The organism is Streptococcus infantis (genome assembly GCF_021497965.1).
Taxonomy (GTDB): Bacteria; Bacillota; Bacilli; order Lactobacillales; family Streptococcaceae; genus Streptococcus; species Streptococcus infantis_B.
Map to the genome: position 1 here is coordinate 890858 of NZ_CP046525.1, position 26381 is coordinate 917238.

The following is a 26381-nucleotide window of genomic DNA, read 5'->3' on the forward strand; positions in this document are numbered from 1 at the left end:
ATTTCTCCTTACTTTAGCCTTATTTGTCTAAAATATGCTATAATATAGGCAGAACACGTAAAAAGGTAAATACTATGATTAAATTACTTGCCCTAGATATGGATGGTACTCTTCTCAACGAAGCCAAGGAAATTCCTCAGGCTCATATTGATGCTATTCATAAGGCTATCGAAAAAGGTGTCAAACTGGTCCTCTGTACTGGTCGTCCTCTCTTTGGAGTTCTTCCCTACTATAAAAAACTAGGTCTTGATTTGCAGAATGAATACGTTATTGTCAACAATGGTTGTTCTACCCACCAAACTAGTGACTGGGGCCTTGTTGACTGGCGAGAACTTAGTAAATCTGACATCGAATACCTGAATGAACTTGCTGAAAAGAGTGAGGTCCAGTTGACTCTCTTTGACGAGGAACACTACTTCGTTCTCGGAGGCAAACCAAATCCTATTGTTCAATATGATGCTACACTTGTCTTTGCTGACCTGACTGAAATCTCACTGGAAGAAGCTACTAGCGGGAAATATCGCATGTTCCAAGGCATGTTCTTAGGCACAAAAGAGCAAACAGATGATTTTGAACAACGATTTGCTGATGAACTTTGTCAGAGATTTAGCGGTGTTCGTTCTCAACCTGTTATCTATGAGGCGATGCCACTTGGCACAACCAAGGCTTCTGCTCTTTCTCGCTTGGCTGAGATTTTGGATATCCAACCTTCTGAAATCATGGCAATGGGTGATGCCAATAACGACATTGAGATGTTGGAGTTTGCAGGGTTAGGGATTGCTATGGGAAATGCCAGCGACTACGTCAAATCTCTCGCGGATGCCGTAACAACTAGCAACGAAGAAGAGGGCGTTGCACGCGCTATTGAAAAATATATTTTGTAAACAAATAAAAGCAACCAGCAGAACATTCTGCTAGTTGCTTTTTATTTTTAAAATAAAGCTGTCAAAGCTGTGATAATCCCAAAAACAATACCTGGTGCATTAGCTGCTGCCAAAGGAATATCACGTTCTTTTTTAAAGAGTCCGTAGTAAACCCAAAGACTACAGTTAATTGCAGCTACTGCTGGCTGAATAAAGTTTCCCTTTTGACCTGCAAGGTTGTTCATAATTTGTGGAATATATGAGATATACATCATCACAGACATAAAGGTTGCAATCCAACCCAACGTTTTCATTTGCTTTTCAGTCATTTTCTTCTCCTTTCGACTTAGAACCACTGTATTATACACTATTTTTCAAATTCATGTAAGCAAAAGTTTCCATTATTATGAAAACGTAAATTATTACAATCATGTGATAAGATAATCATCAAAAATCCCTCTGAATATTACAGAGGGATTTTTATTCGTTAAGAAAACTTACTTTTTCTCAATCGGTGCTACACTGGCTAAGAGTTTTTTGAGACCAACCTCTGGAAAATTGATTTTCAATTCCTGTGTTGATCCACTGCCTGAAACTTCCAGAACAGTTCCTTCGCCCCATTTTTTATGAAGGGCAATATCCCCAACAGACCAGTTTGTATCACTAGAATCTTGCTTATTCCCAGCCGCAAATTGTCCAAATGGTAAACCACTTGATTGGATCGATGTAGGAGCAGCATTCCGCTTTCGTTCTTGAAGCGCCTGAGCGAGACTCATTCCTTTACCAAATGCTGTTCCTCCGCCACTATAAGACGCTTTAAAACTTGTATTAGCCGGACGTGCTAATCCTTGATAGGTCAACAAATCTGAACTAATCTCATTGATAAAGCGTGTGGGACGATTGTAACTAGTACGTCCGAATAGCAAGCGAGAGCTTGCATTGGTCAGATAAAGAATTTTCTCGGCGCGCGTGATTCCTACATAAGCCAAACGACGTTCTTCTTCTAATTCATCTGGATCTTCAGTAGCGCGACTGAGTGGGAAAACATTTTCCTCCATACCAATGATAAAGACAACAGGAAACTCAAGCCCTTTGGCCGCGTGAAGAGTCATCAAGGTTACTTCAGATGTCTCTTGGCTACCAGAGTCCGTATCTGCTATCAAAGCCAAGTCGTTCAGGAATCGACTAAGTTTATCTAGTCCTGTTTCCTCTTCATCACTTTCAGGATCATCATCGAAGTTTTTCGTAACAGAGAGGAACTCCTCGATATTTTCAACCCGAGCCTTACTTTCCAAGGTTGCTTGGGCCTTAAGTAAATCAACATAACCTGTTCTTTCTATTACTGCTTCTACCAACTCAGTGATTGTCAATCGGTCCAGTTGTTCACGCAAATCAAAAATCATATTAGCGAAGTCCCAAATAGATTGAGCAGCTTTCCCCTTGATACCAGACAACATGATATTTGCAGAGGCATCTAACATAGACATTTCTTGCATGTTCGCAAAGTCACGAATCTTCTCAACAGTTCCTGGGCCAATACCACGTTTTGGTTCGTTGATAATGCGTTCAAAACTGATATTGTCACTCAAATTAGCAATAAGGTTAAGATAAGCAATAATATCACGAATTTCCTTACGACTGTAGAATTTTGTTCCACCAACCATTGTGTACGGAATATTTGACTTAAGCAGAGCTTCCTCTATGGTACGTGACTGGGCATTAGTACGATAAAGAACTGCAAAGTCTTTATGTAGGAAGTTGTGGCTACGTCCAAGTTCATCAATCGTTTTAGCTACAAAGACAGCCTCGTCCTGTTCATCATTAGCACGATAGTAAATGATTTGTTCCCCATCTGCATTTTGAGTCCAAAGGTTCTTAGGACGACGGTTCTTATTATTTTTGATAACATCGTTGGCAGCTTGTAGGATGGTTTTAGTGGAACGATAATTTTCCTCTAACAAGACTACCTTAGCATCTGGATAATCCTTCTCAAAATCGAGGATATTCTGCATATCTGCACCACGCCAACCATAGATAGACTGGTCTGCATCCCCAACTACACAGATATTTTTGAAACGAGAAGCTAAGAGTTTAACAAGTTGATATTGAGCGTGGTTTGTATCTTGATATTCATCCACATGGATATACTGGAACTTTTGCTGGTAGTATGTCAAGACATCTGGATTCTGATCAAAAAGTCGCAGCGTCAACATGATCAAATCATCAAAGTCTACTGACTCAGACTGACGAAGCTCCTTTTGGTATGCAGTATAACATTTAGCCACAATATCAGTATACAAATCTCCAGCTTGAGCAGCATAAGCCACATCATCAATCAGGTCATTCTTAGCATTAGAAATAGTTCCTAAAATAGAACGTTCATTCCATTTTTTAGGATCTAAGTTTAATTGTTTTAAGATACGCTTCATCAGTGTTCGTTGCTCACCTGGATCGATGATTGTAAAATTACGATTATAGCCAATATGATCTGCATCCCGACGTAAGATACGAACACACATGGAGTGAAAGGTCGCAATCAAACAATCCTGGGTAGCTGGATTCAAACCATAGGCACGCTCCTTCATTTCACGAGCGGCCTTATTGGTAAAGGTAATAGCTAGGATATTCCATGGATGGACCATCTTTTCATCAATCAAGTAAGCAATACGATGGGTCAAAACTCGTGTTTTCCCAGAACCAGCCCCTGCCATGATTAGCAGTGGACCTTCTGTAGTCTGTACCGCTTCCGCTTGGCGGTCATTCATACCGTTTAATAAAGGGTTCATTTTCTCTTCCTATTCTTCAAATCAATGTTTCTATTATATCAAAAAAGACGAAAAATAACTCGGACTTGGACGAGCTTATTTTACAAAAAAGAACACCAAGCAGTGTTCTTTGTATTTTAATCATGAATTGATTCTAAGAGTGTCAAGAGTGCTTGTGCTGAGCGACGTCCAGCTTCTACGATAAATTCATCAAAAGAAATAGAAGCTTCGTGATTTGCATTATCACTCATAGCACGAACAACCAAGAATGGTAGTTCCAAGGCATTTGCTGCCTGAGCAATAGCTGCACCTTCCATCTCAACCGCAAGAACCTGAGGAAAGTGTTCTTTAATGGCCTTGATCTTATCATCACCAGCTACAAAACTGTCTCCAGTCGCAATCAAACCTAAATGCCAATTTTGATCAAGTTTAGATAAGCTCTCTTGAATCAAAGTAACAAACTTTTTGTCTGATTCAAAGTAAAGTGGTTGTTGTGCCATTTGACCGTATTCATAACCAAAAGCAGTCACATCAACATCGTGGTAAGCTAGTTTTTCAGCAATCACGACATCTCCTACTGAGATACTTTCAGCAAGGGCACCAGCCGAACCTGTATTGATGACAGCATCCACTCTAAAGTGATCAGCTAAGATTGCAACACTCATGGCAGCCATGACTTTTCCAATACCACTTTCCACTAATACAAGCTCAACAGCTCCAATCCTTCCAGTGTGATAAGTATTGCCCAGAACCTTTTCTTGACTAGCATTCTCCAAGTGTTGAATCAGGTAGGCAAGTTCTTCTGGCATCGCTGCAATAATACCGATTTTCATGACATCCCCCATTAAATAAATCTCATTGCTAAAACTAGCAGAATCAAGAGAAGAATAACAGCAAATAGAATCTTATTTAATTTAGAATTAAAGACATTTCTCTTGGTATTTTCGATTCGACGACTCTTATGGATTTGAGATTCAACCTCAATCGTTAGAGTATCTTCACTAAATCCATGGTCACTTGAACGTGAAGCTCTATAATGATGAGATGAAGTAGATAATATCTTTGTCTCTTGATCATCTACTAAAGTGGGACCAGAGATGTCTTCACCACGATTAGCGCGTTCGATAATTTCGTCTGTTAATAAAGGTTTTCCCATGGGTTCCTCCTCTATTTTTCTTGTAATTCCCAGTACTGGATGGCCATGATAGTTTTGGCATCACAAATATCACCAGACTGGATGAGTTGTTTTGCTTGTTCAAGGCTAACTTCTAGTAATTCTAAAGTTTCATCTTCATCTTGTGGACGTGGATTTTCGACTTTGGATAGGTTGCTTGCCAAGTACAGTTTCAATCTTTCATTACAAAATCCAATAGCTGAATAGAAATCATATAAAAGAGTCAAATCCCCTGTGTAGGCTGCTTCTTCTTCTAATTCACGAAGAGCTGCTGCTTCTGGATCTGCATTTTCACCGACTTCTAATTTTCCAGCAGGAATTTCGTAAGAAACTTTTTCAATTGCCTTGCGATATTGCTTCACTAAGACAATCTTGTTTTCTTGAGTAACTGCAAGAACACATACTGCACCGTTATGGAAAATCAAATCGCGTTGAGCCGTCCCTTTTCCTGAAGGAAGTTCAACCTGGTCTTGAACTAATTGGAAAATAGGACCTTTATAGATTTCTTTTCGACTAATCGTCTTCTCTTCAAATTCCATGGTTAGCTCCTATTTGTTTTTAGGATGGTGAGGGAGACGAGTTGCATATTCGTCCTTATTGACTTGACGGCCTCGCCCGATAGCAATTGCATCAGCAGGCACATCTTTAGTAATTGTTGAACCTGCACCAACAAGAGAGTTATCCCCTAGTTCTACTGGAGCGATAATCGTTGAATTTGATCCGACAAAGACATTGTTACCGATGACAGTTTTAAACTTGTGTTGACCATCGTAATTCACAGTGATGGTTCCTGCACCAAAGTTGACGTCACTTCCAACTTCACAATTTCCAATGTAAGTCAAATGACCCGCTTTAGTATTTTCACCAATTGAAGAACCTTTTACTTCGACAAAGTTTCCGATATGAACATCTTTTGCCAAGTTAGAACCTGGACGAATATGAGCGTAAGGGCCAACAGTAGCACCATCTGCAACACTACTTTCCTCAATCATTGAATTAGTAATCACTGCCCCTGATCCAATAGTACTATCAACAATATATGTTCCATTTGTCAAAACAGTCTCTGAACCAATCTTACTAGAACCTTTGAGGGTTACATTTGCTTCAATTTGAACATCTGGAGCAATCTCAACATCAACATCAATATAAGTCGCATCTGGATTTACAAAACTAACACCATTGACCATATGAGCTTGGTTAATACGACGACGCATAACAGCTTCTGCTGTAGCTAGTGCCACACGGTCATTTACACCGAGACTTTCATCAAAGTCTTTCAGAGTATAAGCTCCAACTTTCTCACCAGCTTCACGGAAAATACCAATTACATCAGTAATATAGTATTCACCTTGAGCGTTGTTGGTATTAATATTCTTAAGTGCTTCAAAGAGACGAGCGTTATCAAAAACATAGGTTCCTGTATTGATTTCCTTGATTTGTTTCTCGAAATCAGTCGCATCCTTTTGTTCAACAATACGGAGCACTTCTGCATTTTCATTACGAACAATACGTCCATAACCAAATGGGTCGTCAGCTTCTGCAGTTAAGATTGTTGCTACATTTTTGTGGTTTACATGGAAATCAATCAAGTTCTTTAGACTTTCACCAGTGATTAGTGGTGTGTCTCCTGCGATAACCAATGTTTGTCCAGAAAGACCTTCAAGAATTGGCTCAGCCATCATTACTGCATGGCCAGTACCTAATTGCTCAGACTGTCTCACAAAGTCAGTTTGTCCGGCTAAAACTTGTTCAACAAGCTCAGCCTTATGTCCAACAACTGTAACAGTCTTTTCTGGGTCAATTTCACCTACACTACGAAAAACATGCTCAAGCATTGAAATTCCCGCAACCTTGTGCATAACCTTCGGTAAATCTGATTTCATACGGGTACCCTTACCCGCTGCTAAAATAATTGCATAATTTGCCATATTTTTCTCTTTTCTATAGAAATTCTTTATTATTATACCACAATTTAGTTCACGATACACAAATTTGATGAACTCAATACCACTCAAAAGACTGTCATTACTCAATTTTGAGTAAATATTTTGATTTTTTTCATTATTTACGATAAACTATAGAGGTATGAGAAAAAAAATTCGTCCAGCTTTTATAGTTATTATATTTGCTGCTTTTATAGGACTCTTGATTCTCAATCGTCCACGATTCGAAGAACACCCTGTAAAAACTAAACAAAATCCAGTACAAATAGAAACACAAGCTCTACATAACTTGGATAAGCCTATCATCGATATCTCTGGCTGGCAAAGACCTTCAGAAATCAACTATGATATTTTATCTCAAAACATCTCTGGTGCGATTGTTCGAGTTCACGGAGGAAACCAGATCACTACTGAGAACGATGCATCTTATACAAATGGAATAGATAAAGCTTATAAAAGTCATATTTCAGAGTTTCAAAAACGAAATATCCCAGTTGCTGTATATGCATACGTTTCTGGAAAAAGTGTAGAGGAAATGGAAAAAGCAGCTGAATCATTTTATAATTCAGCCTCGCCTTATAACCCTAGTTACTATTGGTTAGATGTCGAAGAAAAAACCATGTCTGATATGAACAAAGGAGTTGAAGCTTTCCGTGCTAAACTAGAATCACTTGGTGCTAAAAACATCGGTATCTATATTGGTGTTTACTTCATGCAAGAACATAGCATCAGTACAGATAAATTTTCTGCTATTTGGATTCCTTCTTATGGACTTGACTCGGGTTACTTTGAAAGTTCACCAAATACAGAACTTGACTTTGACCTTCACCAATATACCTCAAAAGGAAAAATAGTAGGATTTGAACATCATTTAGACTTAAACATCATTTCCTTATCAAAAGATAAGGAAGAGACATTTAGAAAGTTATTCTTAAAGCCTTAAATATAATTAGCAAGTTTGACATTACTTCTGCTTGCTTTTTTTATTTCTCTTACTTTGTGTTATAATACTAGAAGAGTTTTTAATGAAAATAATGTACGGAGAGAGTTTATGTTATCTTGGATTTCAAAAATTATTAAGGGTATTGTTATTGCGTTAGGCTTTATTTTACCAGGAATTTCTGGTGGTGTTCTAGCAGCAATCTTGGGTATTTACGAGAGAATGATTCGATTCTTAGCTCACCCATTTAAAAATTTTAAAGAAGATGTTCTTTATTTTTTACCAGTTGCAATTGGGATGTTACTAGGTATTGGACTATTTTCATATCCTATTGAATATCTCCTTGAACACTACCAAGTTTATGTATTATGGAGCTTTGCGGGTGCCATTATTGGAACTGTCCCAAGCCTTGTAAGGGAAGCTACTAAGGACTCCGAAAGAGATAAGATAGATATGATTTTGTTTTGGGCAACCTTCATCATTTCAGGGATTGGACTTTATGCTTTAAACTTTGTAGTAGGTTCACTAAATGCAAGTTTTACAAGCTTTATCTTAGCTGGTGCCCTTCTTGCTTTAGGAGTTTTAGTCCCAGGATTAAGTCCTTCAAACCTTCTCTTAATTTTAGGACTATATAGTCCAATGTTGACTGGTTTCAAGACTTTTGATTTAATCGGAACTTTTCTCCCAATTGCAATTGGAGCTGGAGCAACTCTGATTATTTTCTCAAAGTTAATGGATTATGCTCTTCGTGTCTACCACTCTCGTGTCTATCACTTTATCATTGGGATCGTCCTTTCAAGCACTCTCCTGATTTTGATTCCAAACGCTGGTAACGCTGAAAGCATCAGCTATAGTGGCTTATCTCTTGTTTCCTATGTCATTATTGCCTTCTTCTTCGCCCTTGGCATTTGGTTAGGGATTTGGATGAGTCAATTGGAGGATAAGTACAAATAATGGCAAAAAAAACTAAAGTAAAGAAGACCTTAGTCGAACAAATATTAGCTAAGGCAGGTGTTGAACACCAAGGGATTCACATCAATGCTTTAGAGGGAGAGCTTCCTTCTGAGTATGAGAGAAGTCACATTTTTAAAACACTAGCTCTTTTAGGGGACAAGACTGGTCCAGTTATTGGGATTGTTCCTATTACTGAACATCTTTCTGAAAAGAAATTAGCAAAGATTTCTGGTAATAAAAAAGTGAGTATGATTCCGCAAAAGGATTTAGAAAAAACAACTGGGTATATCCATGGTGCAAATAACCCTGTCGGTATCCGTCAAAAACACAACTACCCAATTTATATTGATGAAAGTGCATTGGAATTGGAAAAAATGATTGTTTCTGCTGGAGAAGTCGGACACAGCATTATCATTGCTCCACAAGATTTGGCAAACTTTGTTAAAGCGAACTTTGTAGATATTTTGGAGGAAAACAAGTTATGAAACTTTACTTTGTTCGTCATGGTCGAACAGTCTGGAATCTAGAAGGTCGCTTTCAAGGTGCAGGTGGAGATTCCCCACTTCTTCCTGAGTCCATTGAGACCTTAAAGGAACTCGGTCAATATCTTAAAGATGTTTCATTTGATAAAATTTATTCGAGTGATTTACCAAGGGCTGTTAAATCAGCTGAAATTATTCAAAGCCAACTGACAAACCCATGTCCTTTGGAAAGTGTTCCCGAGCTAAGAGAATGGCACCTTGGAAAACTAGAAGGGTTAAAAATTGCCACTTTAAACGCAATTTATCCTCAGCAGATTCAAGCCTTTAAAACAAACTTAGCCAAGTTTGACACGAGCATGTTCGAAGCTGAATCCCTCTACAGCACAACTCAACGAACCATTCAATTTATTAAATCTTTGAAAAACACGAAGGCAGAACAACTATTACTGGTTGGCCACGGAGCAAATCTTACTGCAAGCCTTCGAACACTTTTAGGATTTAATGAAGCGCATCTTCGTAAAAATGGTGGTTTGGTCAATGCAAGTCTAACAATTATAGAGACCGACGACTTCGAAAAATTTACTCTTAAGACTTGGAACGATACTTCTTATCAAAAAAATAATTGAACTTGATCTATTACGTCAAGTTCTTTTTAGTTTTTATAGAATATCCGTGAATTTCTTGACTTTTTATGATAAAATGGGAGTATCGTGAAAAATTGATTTATTATTTCAAAATTTGATTAAAAACTAGGAGGAACCAATGTCAACAGAACATATGGAAGAATTGAATGACCAACAGATCGTTCGCCGTGAAAAAATGGCTGCGCTCCGTGAACAAGGAATTGATCCATTCGGTAAACGTTTTGAACGTACTGCTAACTCTCAAGAACTAAAAGATAAATTTGCTGACCTTGATAAAGAACAACTACACGAATTAAACGAAACTGCTACTATCGCTGGACGTTTAGTCACAAAACGTGGGAAAGGTAAAGTCGGTTTTGCTCACCTTCAAGACCGCGAAGGCCAAATTCAAATCTACGTTCGTAAAGATGCTGTCGGTGAAGAAAACTACGAAATCTTTAAGAAAGCTGACCTTGGTGACTTCCTAGGTGTTGAAGGTGAAGTGATGCGTACGGATATGGGAGAACTCTCTATCAAGGCTACTCACATCACACACTTGTCTAAAGCCCTTCGTCCCCTTCCAGAGAAATTCCACGGACTTTCAGACGTTGAAACAATCTACCGTAAACGTTACCTTGATTTGATTTCTAACCGTGAAAGCTTTGATCGCTTCGTCACACGTTCAAAAATCATCTCTGAAATCCGTCGTTACCTCGATGCTCAAGGTTTCCTTGAAGTCGAAACACCTGTTCTTCACAACGAAGCTGGTGGTGCTGCTGCTCGCCCATTCATCACACACCACAATGCACAAAACATCGACATGGTACTTCGTATCGCGACTGAGCTTCACTTGAAACGCCTTATCGTTGGTGGTATGGAACGTGTTTATGAGATCGGTCGTATCTTCCGTAACGAAGGAATGGATGCTACACACAACCCTGAGTTTACTTCTATCGAAGTTTATCAAGCTTATGCAGACTTCCACGATATCATGGACTTGACTGAAGGTATTATCCAACACGTAGCTAAAGCTGTTAAAGGTGACGGTCCAGTTATCTATCAAGGAACTGAAATTAAGATCAATGAACCATTTAAACGAGTACACATGGTTGATGCAATCAAGGAAATTACTGGTGTTGATTTCTGGAAAGATATGACTTTCGAAGAAGCTAAAGCTATCGCAGCTGAGAAGAAAGTTCCAGTTGAAAAACACTACACAGAAGTTGGTCACATCATCAATGCCTTCTTTGAAGAATTTGTTGAAGAAACATTGATTCAACCAACATTTGTATACGGTCACCCAGTAGCTGTATCACCACTTGCTAAGAAAAATCCTGAAGATGAGCGCTTTACAGATCGTTTCGAGCTCTTCATCATGACTAAAGAATACGGAAATGCCTTTACTGAGTTGAATGATCCAATCGATCAACTTAGCCGTTTCGAAGCCCAAGCTAAAGCTAAAGAACTTGGTGACGATGAAGCAACTGGCATTGACTACGATTACATTGAAGCACTTGAATACGGTATGCCACCAACAGGTGGTTTGGGAATCGGTATCGACCGTCTCTGCATGCTACTCACAGATACTACTACTATCCGTGACGTACTTCTTTTCCCAACTATGAAATAACAACAAAACTCCTAGAAATTTTCTAGGAGTTTTAAATAACTAGAAAGACAACCTTACATTGAAGGTTGTCTTTTTTTTGTTTACTTAGAATAAACCGAGAACTGTTCCATCGCTTTCAACATCCATATTGAGAGCAGCTGGTCGTTTTGGAAGTCCAGGCATGGTCATAACGTCACCAGTGAGCGCAACGATAAAGCCTGCCCCCAATTTTGGTACCAATTCACGAATAGTAATTTCAAAGTTTTCAGGTGCACCAAGAGCATTAGGATTATCTGAGAAACTGTATTGAGTTTTCGCCATACAGATTGGCAATTTGTCCCAACCGTTTTGTACGATTTGTGAGATTTGAGTTTGAGCTTTCTTCTCGAAGTTTACTTTGCTTCCACGATAGATTTCAGTGACAATCTTTTCAATCTTTTCTTGTACTGAAAGGTCATTGTGATACAAACGTTTGTAGTTAGCAGGGTTTTCGTCAATTGTTTTGACAAGCGTTTCAGCTAGAGCCACTCCTCCTTCAGCTCCATTAGCCCATACGCTAGCTAACTCAACCGGAACATCAATGGAAGCACAAAGTTCTTTCAAAGCTGCGATTTCTGCTTCTGTATCAGATACAAATTCGTTAATGGCAACAACTGCTGGAATACCAAATTTACGGATATTTTCAACGTGACGTTTCAAGTTTGCAAATCCTGCACGAACTGCTTCTACATTTTCTTCTGTCAAAGCATCCTTAGCTACTCCACCATTCATCTTAAGAGCACGAAGAGTTGCAACGATAACTACTGCATCTGGCGCAGTTGGCAAGTTTGGAGTTTTGATATCAAGGAATTTCTCTGCACCAAGGTCTGCACCAAAACCTGCTTCTGTTACTGTGTAATCTGCCAAATGAAGGGCTGTAGTTGTAGCCAAGACAGAGTTACATCCGTGTGCGATATTGGCAAATGGGCCACCATGTACAAAGGCAGGTGTTCCATAGATGGTTTGAACCAAGTTCGGTTTGATAGCATCTTTCAATATCAATGCCAAGGCACCTTCAACCTGTAAATCACCAACTGAAACAGGTGTACGGTCATAACGGTAACCGATAACGATATTAGCCAAACGACGTTTTAAATCTTCAATATCAGTTGCTAAGCAAAGGATTGCCATGATTTCTGAAGCAACAGTGATATCAAATCCATCTTCACGTGGAATACCATTAAGCGGACCACCAAGGCCAACAGTTACGTGACGAAGGGCGCGGTCATTCAAGTCCACTACGCGTTTCCAGAGAATACGGCGTTGGTCGATACCTAGCTCATTCCCTTGATGCAAGTGATTGTCAATCAAGGCAGAAAGAGCATTGTTTGCAGTTGTAATAGCATGCATATCACCAGTAAAGTGAAGGTTGATATCTTCCATTGGTAAAACTTGCGCATAACCACCACCGGCTGCGCCACCTTTAATCCCCATAACAGGACCAAGAGATGGTTCGCGGATAGCAATCATGGTTTTCTTACCAATCTTATTCAAGGCGTCTGCAAGCCCGATAGTGATGGTTGATTTTCCTTCACCTGCTGGTGTTGGGTTAATGGCTGTTACCAAGATCAATTTACCGACTGAATTACTTTCAACCTCACGGATCTTATCAAAGCTTAGCTTAGCCTTATATTTTCCATACAACTCCAAATCATCGTAAGAAATACCAAGTTTCTCAACAACATCAACTATTGGTTTTAGCTCGATACTCTGTGCGATTTCAATATCTGTTTTCATTCAAAACTCCTCTACATCTAATGTGTTAACTCATTATATCATAAAACAAGATTTATTTATACAAAAATGAATTTATTGTTCGTATTTTTTGCCATAATTCTGTGAAATTACAAGAATCATCTATTTTTTATATGTCTTTATAGATAATAACTATAATAACTCAAAGCTAAACTAAACCGCTTTCTTTGACTTAAAACATTTTTTTGTGTAGAATGGTTCTATGAAAATTTTAGTAACTTCTGGTGGTACTAGTGAGGCTATAGACCGTGTTCGCTCTATCACGAATCACTCTACTGGTCGTCTTGGCTTGGTTATAACAGAAGCTTTAATAAAAGCAGGTCATGAAGTTTGCTTGATTACAACTTCTCATGCAATTAAACCAGCTAGTCATCCAAATCTTAAAATTATAGAAATTAAGAATACTTTGGATTTACTTGAGGAGATGAGAAATCTTGTTAAAGATTATCAAGTTTTAATTCATTCTATGGCTGTATCTGACTACACCCCAGTCTACATGACAAGTATAGATGAGGTACAAGCAAGTCAAGATCTATCGAAATTTCTAACTAAGCAGAATACTGAGTCCAAAATTTCTTCAAAGGAAGATGCTCAGATTCTTTTTCTTAAGAAAAATCCTAAGATTATTTCTTTGGTCAAAGAATGGAATCCTAAAATTCATCTAATAGGTTTTAAACTCCTGGTTGATGTTACAAAGGATCATTTGATAGATATTGCTAGAGAAAGTCTTAAAAAGAATCAAGCAGACATTATTGTTGCTAACGATTTGACTCAAATAAACTCTGATCAACACCTGGCTTACTTAGTTGAAAAAAATGATTATCAAACAGCATACAGCAAACAAGAAATCGCTGAGCTAATAATTAAAAAAATTCAAGGATTTACTTTTTAGAAAGGAAAGTTATGGCTCACATTACTCTTGCAATTACTGGTTCAATTGCTTCCTACAAGGCTGCCGATTTAGTCAGTTCTTTGAAAAAGCAAGGACATAGTGTATCGGTCTTGATGACAAAAGCTGCTACAGATTTTATCCAGCCATTAACTCTACAAGTCTTGTCCCAAAATCTGGTACATCTCGATGTCATGCAAGAACCTTATCCAGACCAAGTCAATCACATCGAAAGAGGAAAAGAAACTGACTTGTTTATCGTTGCTCCAGCAACTGCTAATACCATTGCAAAATTAGCACATGGTTTTGCTGATAATATGGTGACTAGTACTGCTCTGGCATTACCAGATAATATCCCTAAATTACTTGCTCCTGCCATGAATACAAAAATGTTTACCCACCCTGCCACACAGACAAATCTTAAAACTCTTGAAAGCTATGGATACGAGATCATCTCTCCTAAAGAATCTCTCTTAGCTTGTGGCGATTTCGGAAGCGGCGCTTTAGCCGATTTGGAAATTATTATAGAAAGAATAAAGGAAACTCTTAATGAACAAACGCTCTAACATCGCACCTGTTGCTATCTTTTTTGCAAGTATGATTGTCATCCATCTGCTGACCTCAATCTTATTTAATGTATTACCATTCCCAATTAAACCTACTATTGTACATATTCCTGTTATTATTGGAAGTATCATTTACGGCCCACGGATTGGTGCAATCCTTGGATTTTTAATGGGTATGATTAGCTTAACAGTTAATACACTTACAATTCTACCAACCAGCTATCTCTTCTCACCTTTTGTACCTAATGGTAACCTATATTCAGTTGTGATTGCAATTGTCCCACGTATCTTGATTGGTTTGACACCTTATTTCGTTTATAAACTGCTAAAGGGAAAAGCCGGGCTCATTTTTGCTGGTGCACTTGGCTCGCTGACAAATACAGTATTTGTCTTAGGTGGTATCTTCTTCCTCTTTGGTAATGTTTTTGATGGAAATATTCAAAAACTATTAGCGACTGTTATCTCTACAAATTCGATAGCAGAATTAATTATCTCGGCTATTTTAACTCTCGCCATTGTTCCAAGACTTGAAAAAATTAAACAATAAAAACTGTATCAAGAGATACAGTTTTTTTAGTTATTACTGAGCTAAACGAGCTTCTTCTAAAATCTTTTCAATCTTAGTAGTCAACAAATCAATCGCTACCGTATTGGTTACTCCTTCAGGAATCACAATATCAGCGTAACGTTTTGTAGGTTCAATAAATTGGTGATACATAGGTTTTACTACACCAAGATATTGATCAATAACACTATCCAAACTACGACCACGTTCTTCCATATCGCGTTTAATACGACGGATGATACGAACATCATCATCAGTGTCCACAAAAATCTTTATATCCATCAAATCACGAAGACGTTTATCTTCTAGAACTAAGATTCCCTCTACGATAAAGACATCTTGAGGTTCTTGACGATAGGTTTTCGAACTTCTAGTATGGGCAGCATAATCATAGGTAGGAATATCTACAGGACGACCCGCCAACAATTCCTTGATTTGCTCAATCATCAAGTCAGTATCAAAAGCAAAAGGATGATCATAGTTAGTCTTGATTCGTTCTTCAAAAGTTAGATGAGATTGATCTTTATAGTAGGAATCGTGTTCGATCATAGCAATTTTTTCGTTGGGAAAATGAGATAAAATTGCTTTAGAAACACTTGTTTTTCCTCCTCCAGAACCTCCTGTTACTCCGATAATGATTGGTCTATTTTGCATAGTTGCCTCCTTGTATTGTCCGTTGTCTATTTTACCATAATTTTTGGAAATTTTACAGACAGAGTTTTCTATACGAAGAAACAAAAAAACCTTGTAACTTATTGTTATAAGGTTTTTAAATGATTAATCGAAGTTAACGTATTCTTTTGAAAGTTCAAGAACTTCTTCCATCGTTGAACATTCAGTAAGAGAACGGTTAGCATATTCTTGCATCTTAGCTGTGTCAAGTTTCTTCATCAAGCTACGAGTACGAAGTACAGATGTGGCTGACATTGAGAACTCATCCAAGCCCATTCCGACAAGAAGTGGAACAGCAGTTTGGTCACCGGCCATTTCACCACACATACCTGCCCATTTACCTTCAGCATGTGCCGCTTTGATCACGTTGTTGATCAAACGAAGGATTGATGGGTTATATGGTTGGTAAAGGTATGAAACTTGTTCGTTCATACGGTCAGCAGCCATTGTGTATTGGATAAGATCGTTTGTACCAATTGAGAAGAAATCAACTTCTTTAGCAAATTGATCCGCAAGCATCGCTGCAGCTGGGATTTCAATCATGATACCAACTTGGATATCATCTGCAACAGCAACGCCTTCAGCAACCAATTTTGCTTTTTCTTCTTCAAGAATACCTTTAGCAGTACGGAACTCTTTCAACAAAGCAACCATTGGGAACATGATACGCAATTTACCGTGAACAGATGCACGAAGCAAGGCACGCAATTGTGTACGGAACATTTGGTTACCAGTTTCAGAAATAGAGATACGCAAAGCACGGTAACCCAAGAATGGGTTCATTTCTTTAGGAAGATCGAAGTAAGGAAGTTCTTTATCCCCACCGATATCCATTGTACGAACGACAACAGGTTTACCATTCATACCTTCAAGAACTGCTTTGTAGGCTTCGTATTGGTCATCTTCTGTTGGGAAGTCTTGTGAATCCATGTACAAGAATTCTGTACGGTAAAGACCAACAGCTTCTGCACCGTTATCATTTACACCTTCAACGTCTTTAGGTGTACCGATATTAGCAGCCAACTCGAAGTGTTTACCATCTGCAGTAACTGTTTTAGCGTCTTTCAAAAGAGCCCATTCAGCTTTTTGTTTAGCGTAAGCTTCGCCAGCTGCTTTGAATTCTGCAATTTGTTCTTCACTTGGGTTAATTACAACTTCACCAGTAATACCTGAAACTGCTAAAACATCACCATCTTTAACAAGTTCAGTAATGTTGTTTGTACCTAAAACAGCAGCAATTTCAAGTGTACGAGCCATGATAGCTGAGTGGCTTGTACGTCCACCAATGTTTGTTACAAAAGCTTTTACAAAGTTTTTGTCCAATTGAGCAGTATCAGATGGAGTTAAGTCATGTGCAATCACGATTACTTCTTCATTAATAGAAGCTGGGTTTGGTAACTTCTTACCAAGAAGATTTGCCAAAACACGTTTTGTAACGTCGCGGATATCCGCTGCACGCTCTTGCATGTATGGATTGTCTTCCATTCCTTCGAAGATAGTGATAAACATGTCTGTAACTTCTTTCAGACCTGCTTCTGCATTTACTTTCTTAGCGCGGATAGTTTCTTTGATTTGACCGATCAATTCAGGGTCGGCAAGAACCATCAAGTGAGCGTCAAATACTTGTGCCGCTTCTTCTCCAAGCGTACCTACAGCTTTCTCGCGGATAAGAGAAAGCTCGTTTTGAGAAGCTTCAAGAGCAACATCCAAACGAGCCTCTTCTGCATTTGTATCTTCGACAGTAATAGTTTCAAAAGATAAATCCGGTTGAACGAGTAGATATGCTTTGGCAACGGCAACACCATCAGATGCCGCAATTCCTTTAAGCATTTCTGTCATTTCCTTATGCCAATCCTTCTTTTTCCATTGTTTCTGAGATAGCAGCGATAGCGTCATCAGCGTCTGCACCTTCAGCAGTGATTGTTACGTCAGCGCCTTGACCAACACCAAGACTCATAACACCCATGATAGATTTAAGGTTAACTGATTTACCTTTGTATTCAAGTGTGATATCTGAAGCAAATTTGCTAGCAGTTTGTACCAACAATGTTGCTGGACGTGCGTGAATACCTGTTTCTGCCACTACGTGGAAATCTTTAGAAGCCATAGTTTGACTCTCCTTTTGTTCTTTCTTTTTTGAGTTATATGTGATAACCCTTACAATTTGGTATTATATCATCTTCTGGGATTTTTTTCAAGTATTTTATGGGATTTCTTCTTTTTCCTTTCAGATAACTTGCTGAAAATCTTCTATTTTATATATCAAAATACATCATGTAGTTTTTTATAATTTTAACATTTAGAAAACGCTGTTGTTTATGGGTTTTATTTTTTGTAATCACTACATATTGTGTTTAGTTGTCTGTCGACCAAAAGAAATCTACAATATTTAGTTTTTCTTCGTTGACAAAGATTTTTTTTCTGATATACTTAAGAAGTAATTAAATTTTTGAAAGAGGAGTTACAGAATGGTAACCGTTTATTCTAAAAATAATTGTGTTCAATGTAAAATGACCAAACGTTTCTTAGATAGTAACAACATCGCTTATCGCGAAATCAATCTTGATGAACAACCTGAATATATCGAACAAGTTAAAGAGCTAGGCTTCAGCGCTGCTCCTATCATTCAAACACCAACTGAAGTTTTCTCTGGTTTCCAACCAGCAAAACTTAAAAAACTTGCTTAAGTATCAGGATTAAAAGCTTCTATGTAAATCTTAGAAGCCTTTCTTTTGTAATGAAATAAAGGGAATTTTATGGGATTAAAACAACTTGAGGATGTAACATACTTCCGTCTAAACAATGAAATCAACCGTCCTGTTAACGGACAAATTATGCTCCACAAAGATAAAGAAGCTTTGGATGCTTTCTTTAAAGAGAACGTTGTACCAAATTCTATGGTATTTAATTCTATCACTGATAAAATTGATTACCTTATCAAACACGACTACATCGAAACAGCCTTTATCCAAAAATATCGTCCTGAATTTTTGGAAGAGCTCTATCAATTTATTAAAGACCAAGACTTCCAATTCAAGTCATTCATGGCTGCATACAAGTTTTACAACCAGTATGCTTTAAAAACTAACGATGGTGAATACTATCTTGAAAGCATGGAAGACCGTGTCTTCTTTAACGCTCTTTACTTTGCTGATGGAGATGAAGCGATTGCTATTGATATTGCAAACGAAATCATCCACCAACGCTACCAACCAGCTACACCTTCCTTCTTAAATGCAGGGCGTGCACGTCGTGGTGAATTGGTATCATGTTTCTTGATCCAGGTTACAGATGATATGAACTCTATTGGACGTTCTATCAACTCGGCTCTTCAACTTTCACGTATTGGTGGTGGTGTAGGGATTTCACTCAGCAACCTTCGTGAAGCTGGATCTCCTATCAAAGGATATGAAGGTGCTGCCTCTGGTGTCGTACCAGTTATGAAACTCTTCGAAGACAGCTTCTCTTACTCAAACCAACTTGGTCAACGTCAAGGTGCTGGGGTTGTTTACCTCAATGTCTTCCATCCAGATATTATTGCTTTCCTTTCTACTAAGAAAGAAAATGCTGATGAAAAAGTTCGTGTGAAGACACTTTCGCTTGGTGTTGTGGTTCCTGATAAATTCTACGAATTGGCTCGTAAGAATGAAGAAATGTACCTATTTAGCCCATATTCTGTAGAAAAAGAGTATGGCGTACCTTTCAACTATATCGATATCACTGAAAAATACGATGAGCTAGTTGCAAATCCAAACATTCGTAAGACAAAGATCAAGGCGCGTGATTTGGAAACTGAAATTTCTAAACTACAACAAGAATCAGGCTATCCTTACGTTGTCAACATCGATACAGCTAACCGCGCTAATCCTGTTGATGGTAAAATCATCATGAGTAACTTGTGTTCAGAGATTCTTCAAGTCCAAGAACCAAGTCTTATCAATGATGCGCAAGAATTCCTTAAAATGGGTACTGACGTTTCATGTAACCTTGGTTCAACAAACGTGGTCAACATGATGACTTCACCTGACTTTGGTCGTTCTATCCGAGCTATGGTACGTGCTTTGACTTTCGTTACAGATAGTTCTCACATCGTCGCTGTTCCTACAATCGACCACGGAAACAGCCAAGCTCATACATTTGGACTTGGAGCTATGGGACTTCACAGCTATCTTGCTCAACAATTAATCGAATACGGATCACCTGAGTCTGTTGAATTCACAAGCATCTACTTCATGCTATTGAACTACTGGACTTTGGTAGAATCAAATAATATTGCGCGTGAACGTGGTGTTACCTTCCACAACTTTGAAAAATCAGACTACGCGAACGGAAGCTACTTTGATAAGTACACAAGTGGTGAGTTTGTACCAAAATCTGATCGTGTTAAAGAACTCTTTGAAGGTATCTTTATCCCATCTGCAGCTGATTGGGCTGTACTTCGTGATAAAGTTAAAGCAGATGGGCTTTACCACCAAAACCGTCTTGCTGTAGCACCAAATGGTTCTATCAGCTACATCAACGATGTTTCTGCTTCTATCCACCCAATCACTCAACGTATTGAAGAACGACAAGAGAAGAAAATTGGTAAGATTTACTATCCTGCAGCAGGATTGTCAACTGAAACAATTCCTTACTACACTTCTGCCTATGACATGGATATGCGTAAAGTCATTGATGTTTATGCTGCGGCTACTGAACATGTAGACCAAGGACTTTCACTCACACTCTTCATGCGCAGTGATATCCCAACAGGTCTTTACGAATGGAAGTCAGAAAACAAACAAACAACACGTGACTTGTCTATCCTTCGTAACTACGCCTTTAATAAGGGTATCAAGTCTATTTACTATGTTCGTACTTACACAGATGACGGTGGTGAAGTTGGCGCTAACCAATGTGAGAGTTGCGTGATTTAAGAACTCGCTAAACCTTATTACTGGGATTCATTATTATTTTATTGATTAAAATTAAAGAAAGAGATTTGTAATGGAAACTTACTACAAAGCCATTAACTGGAATGCCATCGAAGATGTCATCGATAAATCAACATGGGAAAAACTAACTGAACAATTTTGGTTGGATACACGTATTCCCTTGTCTAATGATTTAGATGACTGGAGAAAATTATCAAATCAAGAAAAAGATTTGGTCGGAAAAGTTTTTGGTGGTTTGACACTTTTGGATACCATGCAGTCTGAAACAGGGGTTAATGCCCTCCGCGCTGATATCCGTACTCCTCACGAAGAAGCTGTTTTTAACAATATCCAATTTATGGAATCTGTTCACGCTAAGTCTTATTCTTCAATCTTTTCAACTTTAAATACCAAATCTGAAATTGAAGAAATTTTTGAATGGACTGATACGAATCCATATCTTCAGAAAAAAGCACAAATCATCAATGAAATTTACCTCAATGGTACTCCTCTTGAAAAGAAAGTAGCCAGTGTATTCCTTGAAACCTTCCTCTTCTATTCTGGTTTCTTTACACCACTCTACTACCTCGGAAATAACAAATTGGCTAACGTTGCTGAAATCATTAAGTTGATTATTCGTGATGAGTCAGTTCACGGTACTTATATCGGGTATAAATTCCAACTTGGTTTCAATGAATTACCTGAAGAAGAGCAAGAAAAATTAAAAGATTGGATGTACGACCTTCTCTACACACTTTATGAAAATGAAGAAGGTTATACCGAAAGCCTTTATGATGGTGTTGGATGGACTGAAGAAGTGAAAACATTCCTACGTTACAACGCCAACAAAGCCCTCATGAACTTGGGACAAGATCCACTCTTCCCTGATTCAGCTGACGATGTCAACCCTATCGTTATGAACGGGATTTCAACCGGTACATCTAACCACGACTTCTTTTCTCAAGTTGGTAATGGATATCTACTTGGTGAAGTTGAAGCTATGCAGGACGATGACTATAACTACGGGTTAGATTAATTTGAAATTAGAAAAGAACATCTGTGTTTGTTTTAAACTTAGATGTTCTTTTATTTTTGTTTATTTTTGTTTTCTTTAAGTTGCTGATATGTTTAAAATATGATAAAATGATATTAGATATAGGGGGTGATTCAATGCTAAAACAAGAAAAACTTGATTTGATTTTAGATATTGTCAATACCAAAGGAACAATCACTGTCAAAGAAATTATGAGTCGTTTAGATATCTCGGATATGACAGCTCGGCGTTATCTACAAGAGCTAGCTGACAAGGATTTACTTGTTCGAGTGCACGGAGGTGCTGAAAAGCTTCGTTCAGGCTCTCTATTAGCAAACGAGCGCTCTAATATCGAAAAACAAGGCTTGCAAATCGCCGAAAAGCAAGAGATTGCTCGATTTGCCGGTCACTTAGTTGAAGAAAGAGAAACAATTTTTATCGGTCCTGGAACTACTCTTGAGTTCTTTGCTCGTGAACTTCCGATTGATAATATTCGTGTCGTAACAAATAGCCTACCCGTTTTTATTATCTTGAATGAACGAAAACTTACAGATTTAATTTTAATTGGTGGAAATTATCGAGAAATCACTGGCGCTTTTGTTGGTACTTTGACTCTCCAAGACATCGAAAGCCTTCAATTCTCTAAAGCTTTTGTTAGTTGCAACGGAATTAAAGATCAAGCTATTGCTACATTTAGCGAAGACGAAGGTGAGGTTCAAAAACTAGCATTAAATAATGCAAATAAAAAAATCCTTTTGGCTGACCATAGTAAATTTGATAAATTTGATTTTTACACCTTTTACAATATTGCAGATATCGATACCATTATCTCCGATTCAAAACTTAGCGCTGAAACCCTAAAAGCTTTATCCAAACAAACAAAAATTATTAAATCAACACCTTAAAAAGTCTCACCAATGGTGAGACTTTTTTCTACACATTTACTCGATAAGGCCTGTTTCAGCTACTTTCTTATACCAATAAGCTGATTTTTTCGGGTAACGTTCTTGAGTTTTGAAATCTACATAGAAGAGACCGTAACGTTTTTCGTAACCATTTGACCATGAAAAGACATCCATCAACGACCAGATAAAGTAACCTTTTACGTTTGCTCCATCTGCTATAGCATCAGACAAGACTTCCAAGTGTTGCTTCACGTAATCGATACGACCATCGTCATACACAGTGTTATCAACGAACTCATCTTTATATCCAAGACCGTTTTCTGTGATATAGATTTTCTTGTAGTTTGGATAATCTTTCTTCACACGCATGATTTGGTCATACAACCCTTGAGGATATATAATCCAGTCCCAGTCAGTACGAGGGACATAATCAGGAGCGACTCTTCGACCAACACCTTTAATTTGGTACTTAGAGCTTCCTTTTTCACCTTTACCGTTGTGGATGATTTCAGTTTCACCATCAAATGCTTCCATCCAGTCACTCATATAGTAGTTAATTCCAAGGAAATCATTCAAATCTTTAGCTGCTTCAAGTGCTGCAAAGTCTTCGTCACGAAGATCCAAGCTACCACCATTTACTGATAAGATGTGGTTTACACCTTCCATTGTTGCATCTGAATAGTGTCCAATGTATGTAGCATCCAAGATAAATTTGTTGTGGATGATATCTTCTAATTCAGCAGCACGAACATCTGCTGGATTTTTAGGATCCAATGGATACTTGGTTGGAAGGGCATGAACAACTCCGATTTCACCTTTGTAGCCTTTGTCTTTATACAATTTTACAGCACGAGCATGAGAAACCATCATATTGTGGTGAGATTGGAAGACTTTCGCAAGGTCGTATTGAATCCCTGGTGGGAATTTACCGACCAAGTATTGACCGTCACCGATTGGACCAATTTCATTAAAGGTTGTCCAGTAGTTTACTTCTGGGAATTCTTCAAAACAAAATGCAGCATAATCTACAAAGTGTTCAATGTTTTCACGATTCAAGAAGTCTCCATTTGAATGAAGAGCTTCTGGGGTATCAAAGTGATGAAGAGTAACGAAAGGTTCTACGTGGCGCTTTTGGCATTCAGCAAATAAGTTATGGTAGAACTCAACTCCTTTAGGGTTCACTTCTCCATACCCAGTCGGGAAGATTCGAGACCAAGCAATGGAAATACGGATACCGTTGACCCCGTATTCCTCTGCCAACTGCAAATCTACTGGGTATTTATGGTAAAAATCACTAGCTGGTTCAGCTGTATACCAATAGTTATCTGCTAGATATTTGTCCCAAGCAACTGGTCCTTTTCCGTCAGTATGGGTAGCACCTTCTGCTTGATAGGCAGCCGTTGCCCCACCAAAAATAAAATCTTTAGGAAGTGTTTTTGTCATTTTTTCACCTATTTCTTGATTGTATAAAATGAAAAGTGAGGGGAGAGGAGTTAGTGAGCCATCCATCTCCATCTCACTTCTTGTACCAAGTCACCAAATTGTGACATTAGGAGGTAAAAACGATATCTTTTTACCGACGAATTAACAAGGCGATTAGGAAATTCGCCATAGCGATTTACGTAACGATAGGAGACTGTTTTATTGTCCCTATCGTTAATCGAATTGAGCTTGAACAAAGGCTAGAGCACCTTGTCCATCGCGTGTCAATTTAATGTACTGAGCGCCTTCTGTCTTCGCCAATTTGATGCCTAGTTTATCTGTTTCAGCTTTCATATCCTCAAAGTTTGAAGCAACCTGAGGAGCCAAGATAACCAGATCAAATTCTGGTAACATTTCACGGTGGGCTCCATAGCCACCTGCTGCAGCTTTAACTGGAACATTGTATTCTGCTGCTGCCTTATTCAAAGCATTAGCAAGAAGACCACTTGTTCCTCCACCCGCACAAAGAACGAGGACGTTTGTTTCTTCAGTAATTGTATTTTGTGCTGATTCTACTCCAGCTTTTGCAAGAATAGCATCTGCTTTTGCAGTGTTAAAGTTTGCAGCTACTTTTTCTTTTAATTCATCATTAGCTTTACCTGAACGTTCTTCTTCAAGAATTTGTTCATCATAAACCTTGAGGAATGGATAGTAGATAACAATATCTACTACAATTAATAATGCTGCAAGAGCGAATGATAAGAACTGGAAGTTTGTACCAAGAACAATACCAAGAGGTCCTGGTGTAGTCCATGGAAGGTTGGCAGTAAATGAGTTCATGCCAAGTGTTTCAATAAAGAACTTAAAGATCCATACGTTTGCAATTGGTGCAAAGATGAATGGGATAAAGAAGATTGGGTTCAAAACAAGTGGTGCACCAAACAAGATTGGTTCGTTTACACCGAAGAATGTAGGAACTACTGAAGCACGTCCAATAGCACGATTTCGTTTTGATTTACATAACCACATAAACATGAATGGAACTACAAGTGTTGCACCTGTACCACCCATAGTAACGATAAACATTTGTGTTCCAGATGTAAGGATTTTATCAGCGTGCATGCCTTGTTGAAGAAGGTTCAAGTTAACTTCAGCATTGGCATATGTAATAGCGGCAATCGCAGGCTCAACAATAGAAGGTCCGTGAATACCAATAAACCAGAAGAATGCAAAAGCACCAAAGATAATCGTAATACCAACATAACCATCAGCTGCTGAGAATAGAGGTGCAAAGAATTTACCGATTGATTCTGCTACACTTGCACCGACAAATTGACGAGCAAGTAAGTCAAGACCGTAAAGGGAAACGACAGAAAGCGTAAATGGAATCACATCTTTAAAAACTTGTGAGATATTTGGTGGAACTTCGTCAGGCATGCGAATAGTAACATTGTTCTTCACACAAACCTTATAGATAGCTACAGTCACAAATGCTGCTAAGAAAGCCGAAAGTAAACCTTTTGTACCAAGGAAACCTGTTGCAAATCCACCTTCAATTGGATCAGCTGCCAAGATCAATAAACCAACAACAGCAGCTAATAGAGTTGACATATAGTTGATTTGGTTGGTTTTTTCCATGCTACGGTTAACAGAATCTGTTAAGGATTTAGCAGTTGTACCAGCAACCAAAAGTGCTAGAATTCCCATAGAATAGCTGTAAGGTTTCATCAAAAGTGCTACAACGTCATCCGACCAAACAAATCCCCATGAGTTAGGTACAAAGGCAATCAAGATAAAGATACTTGAGAATAGAATGACTGGCATTCCTGCGATAAATCCATCACGAATAGCGCGAAGATAAATATTTCGAGATAGTTTTTCAAAGAAAGGTTTTCCTTTCTCGATAAAGGCAATTAACTTATTCATTATTTAGCTCCTCTTTTATAAAGTTCAATTAAATGATGCATCAAATCTTTTAGCAAGATTGTTGTCATCAGGTGATCTTGGCCATGCATCATGGTCACGCTATAGGCTAAATCCTCACCAGCAGCTTCCTTAGTCAATAGACTTGTTTGCGCGTGGTGGGCCTCTGCAATACAGCTACCAGCTTCCTCTACCAGAGCGTCCGCTTTTGCAAAATCACCAGCTTCAGCAGCCTTCAAGGCTTCCAATAGTTTTGAACGAGCATCGCCAGCATAGGCAACAATCTCAAAACCTAACAATGTTACTTCTTCTCTATTCATGATAGACTTCTCCTTATGTTTGTTTT

At 38.4% G+C, this 26381-nt stretch carries 26 protein-coding genes; 13 read left to right on the plus strand and 13 right to left on the minus strand.

All coding sequences use genetic code 11. The annotated features are described in order from the left end of the window. Positions 1–74 precede the first annotated feature (74 nt). Positions 75–884, plus strand: coding sequence for a Cof-type HAD-IIB family hydrolase (locus GOM46_RS04425; RefSeq protein ID WP_006150716.1), 810 nt, complete (start codon positions 75–77; stop codon positions 882–884). A gap of 47 nt (positions 885–931) precedes the next feature. Here the strand turns inward: GOM46_RS04425 and GOM46_RS04430 are convergent, their stop codons facing one another. The 6 genes from GOM46_RS04430 to glmU all read right to left on the minus strand — a co-directional run bounded on the left by GOM46_RS04430 (position 932) and on the right by glmU (position 6730). After that, positions 932–1192 carry a SemiSWEET family transporter gene (locus GOM46_RS04430; protein ID WP_006150712.1) on the minus strand — a complete coding sequence of 87 codons (261 nt, stop codon included), beginning with the start codon at positions 1190–1192 and terminating at the stop codon, positions 932–934. Between the two features lie 168 nt (positions 1193–1360). Then, positions 1361–3649, minus strand: a complete 2289-nt coding sequence (gene pcrA / locus GOM46_RS04435; protein ID WP_006150704.1) for a DNA helicase PcrA — start codon at positions 3647–3649, stop codon at positions 1361–1363. A 116-nt stretch (positions 3650–3765) separates the two neighbouring features. After that, positions 3766–4461 (minus strand): 5'-methylthioadenosine/adenosylhomocysteine nucleosidase, encoded by a 696-nt coding sequence (locus GOM46_RS04440; RefSeq protein ID WP_025170018.1) that lies wholly within the window; start codon positions 4459–4461, stop codon positions 3766–3768. A gap of 11 nt (positions 4462–4472) precedes the next feature. Beyond that, positions 4473–4784, minus strand: a complete 312-nt coding sequence (macP, locus tag GOM46_RS04445; RefSeq protein ID WP_006150706.1) for a cell wall synthase accessory phosphoprotein MacP — start codon at positions 4782–4784, stop codon at positions 4473–4475. Between the two features lie 11 nt (positions 4785–4795). Further along, complete coding sequence (locus tag GOM46_RS04450; protein WP_006150703.1) at positions 4796–5341, minus strand: NUDIX hydrolase; 546 nt, start codon at positions 5339–5341, stop codon at positions 4796–4798. Between the two features lie 9 nt (positions 5342–5350). Continuing rightward, positions 5351–6730 carry a bifunctional UDP-N-acetylglucosamine diphosphorylase/glucosamine-1-phosphate N-acetyltransferase GlmU gene (gene glmU / locus GOM46_RS04455; RefSeq protein ID WP_006150676.1) on the minus strand — a complete coding sequence of 460 codons (1380 nt, stop codon included), beginning with the start codon at positions 6728–6730 and terminating at the stop codon, positions 5351–5353. Between the two features lie 157 nt (positions 6731–6887). On the opposite strand from glmU, the gene GOM46_RS04460 reads away from it, so the two are divergent. The 5 genes from GOM46_RS04460 (at position 6888) to lysS (ending at position 11374) form a co-directional block, all read left to right on the plus strand. Then, entirely contained in the window at positions 6888–7688 is an 801-nt protein-coding gene (locus tag GOM46_RS04460; RefSeq protein ID WP_006151170.1) for a glycoside hydrolase family 25 protein, read from the plus strand. 108 nt (positions 7689–7796) lie between these two features. After that, positions 7797–8639, plus strand: coding sequence for a DUF368 domain-containing protein (locus GOM46_RS04465; protein WP_006151139.1), 843 nt, complete (start codon positions 7797–7799; stop codon positions 8637–8639). Continuing rightward, positions 8639–9124 carry an aminoacyl-tRNA deacylase gene (locus GOM46_RS04470; RefSeq protein WP_235083284.1) on the plus strand — a complete coding sequence of 162 codons (486 nt, stop codon included), beginning with the start codon at positions 8639–8641 and terminating at the stop codon, positions 9122–9124. Before GOM46_RS04465 ends, GOM46_RS04470 begins: the two co-directional genes overlap by 1 nt. Further along, positions 9121–9747 carry a histidine phosphatase family protein gene (locus GOM46_RS04475; protein WP_006151144.1) on the plus strand — a complete coding sequence of 209 codons (627 nt, stop codon included), beginning with the start codon at positions 9121–9123 and terminating at the stop codon, positions 9745–9747. The genes GOM46_RS04470 and GOM46_RS04475 overlap by 4 nt, the downstream gene beginning before the upstream one ends. Positions 9748–9883: 136 nt before the next feature. Further along, positions 9884–11374, plus strand: coding sequence for a lysine--tRNA ligase (gene lysS / locus GOM46_RS04480; RefSeq protein ID WP_235083285.1), 1491 nt, complete (start codon positions 9884–9886; stop codon positions 11372–11374). Between the two features lie 84 nt (positions 11375–11458). Here lysS and GOM46_RS04485 read toward each other — a convergent pair whose 3' ends face one another. Beyond that, positions 11459–13129, minus strand: coding sequence for a formate--tetrahydrofolate ligase (locus GOM46_RS04485; RefSeq protein WP_006151125.1), 1671 nt, complete (start codon positions 13127–13129; stop codon positions 11459–11461). A 220-nt stretch (positions 13130–13349) separates the two neighbouring features. Between GOM46_RS04485 and GOM46_RS04490 the strand changes: the two genes are divergently transcribed. Genes GOM46_RS04490 through GOM46_RS04500 form a run of 3 tightly spaced genes read left to right on the plus strand, consistent with a single transcriptional unit; the run spans position 13350 to position 15149 of the window. Next, positions 13350–14039 (plus strand): phosphopantothenate--cysteine ligase, encoded by a 690-nt coding sequence (locus tag GOM46_RS04490; protein WP_006151160.1) that lies wholly within the window; start codon positions 13350–13352, stop codon positions 14037–14039. A gap of 11 nt (positions 14040–14050) precedes the next feature. Continuing rightward, complete coding sequence (coaC, locus tag GOM46_RS04495; RefSeq protein ID WP_006151129.1) at positions 14051–14602, plus strand: phosphopantothenoylcysteine decarboxylase; 552 nt, start codon at positions 14051–14053, stop codon at positions 14600–14602. Further along, positions 14586–15149, plus strand: a complete 564-nt coding sequence (locus GOM46_RS04500) for an ECF transporter S component (RefSeq protein WP_006151113.1) — start codon at positions 14586–14588, stop codon at positions 15147–15149. Before coaC ends, GOM46_RS04500 begins: the two co-directional genes overlap by 17 nt. 33 nt (positions 15150–15182) lie before the next feature. Here the strand turns inward: GOM46_RS04500 and udk are convergent, their stop codons facing one another. The 3 genes from udk to GOM46_RS04515 all read right to left on the minus strand — a co-directional run bounded on the left by udk (position 15183) and on the right by GOM46_RS04515 (position 17946). Further along, positions 15183–15821, minus strand: coding sequence for a uridine kinase (udk, locus tag GOM46_RS04505; protein WP_006151141.1), 639 nt, complete (start codon positions 15819–15821; stop codon positions 15183–15185). Between the two features lie 123 nt (positions 15822–15944). Beyond that, positions 15945–17678, minus strand: a complete 1734-nt coding sequence (gene ptsP, locus GOM46_RS04510; protein ID WP_006151168.1) for a phosphoenolpyruvate--protein phosphotransferase — start codon at positions 17676–17678, stop codon at positions 15945–15947. A 4-nt stretch (positions 17679–17682) separates the two neighbouring features. Continuing rightward, complete coding sequence (locus GOM46_RS04515; protein WP_000146952.1) at positions 17683–17946, minus strand: phosphocarrier protein HPr; 264 nt, start codon at positions 17944–17946, stop codon at positions 17683–17685. 361 nt (positions 17947–18307) lie between these two features. Here GOM46_RS04515 and nrdH point away from each other — a divergent pair, with 361 nt between their 5' ends. The 4 genes from nrdH to GOM46_RS04535 all read left to right on the plus strand — a co-directional run bounded on the left by nrdH (position 18308) and on the right by GOM46_RS04535 (position 22690). After that, the gene (gene nrdH / locus GOM46_RS04520; RefSeq protein WP_006151154.1) at positions 18308–18526 is read left to right on the plus strand and encodes a glutaredoxin-like protein NrdH; all 219 of its coding nucleotides are present in this window, start codon (positions 18308–18310) and stop codon (positions 18524–18526) included. 69 nt (positions 18527–18595) lie between these two features. Further along, positions 18596–20755: a class 1b ribonucleoside-diphosphate reductase subunit alpha gene (gene nrdE, locus GOM46_RS04525; protein WP_006151155.1), complete on the plus strand. Its 2160-nt coding sequence runs from the start codon at positions 18596–18598 to the stop codon at positions 20753–20755. Between the two features lie 70 nt (positions 20756–20825). Continuing rightward, the gene (nrdF, locus tag GOM46_RS04530; RefSeq protein ID WP_006151169.1) at positions 20826–21788 is read left to right on the plus strand and encodes a class 1b ribonucleoside-diphosphate reductase subunit beta; all 963 of its coding nucleotides are present in this window, start codon (positions 20826–20828) and stop codon (positions 21786–21788) included. A 134-nt stretch (positions 21789–21922) separates the two neighbouring features. Then, a complete protein-coding gene (locus GOM46_RS04535) occupies positions 21923–22690 on the plus strand; it encodes a DeoR/GlpR family DNA-binding transcription regulator (RefSeq protein ID WP_006151122.1) in 768 nt (255 codons plus the stop codon). Positions 22691–22726: 36 nt separating this feature from the next. Here GOM46_RS04535 and lacG read toward each other — a convergent pair whose 3' ends face one another. From lacG to GOM46_RS04550, 3 genes are all read right to left on the minus strand, one after another. Next, the gene (gene lacG / locus GOM46_RS04540) at positions 22727–24133 is read right to left on the minus strand and encodes a 6-phospho-beta-galactosidase (protein WP_006151164.1); all 1407 of its coding nucleotides are present in this window, start codon (positions 24131–24133) and stop codon (positions 22727–22729) included. Between the two features lie 213 nt (positions 24134–24346). Continuing rightward, complete coding sequence (locus tag GOM46_RS04545; protein ID WP_235083286.1) at positions 24347–26038, minus strand: lactose-specific PTS transporter subunit EIIC; 1692 nt, start codon at positions 26036–26038, stop codon at positions 24347–24349. Beyond that, positions 26038–26355 (minus strand): PTS lactose/cellobiose transporter subunit IIA, encoded by a 318-nt coding sequence (locus tag GOM46_RS04550; RefSeq protein WP_006151126.1) that lies wholly within the window; start codon positions 26353–26355, stop codon positions 26038–26040. Before GOM46_RS04550 ends, GOM46_RS04545 begins: the two co-directional genes overlap by 1 nt. Positions 26356–26381: the final 26 nt, after the last annotated feature.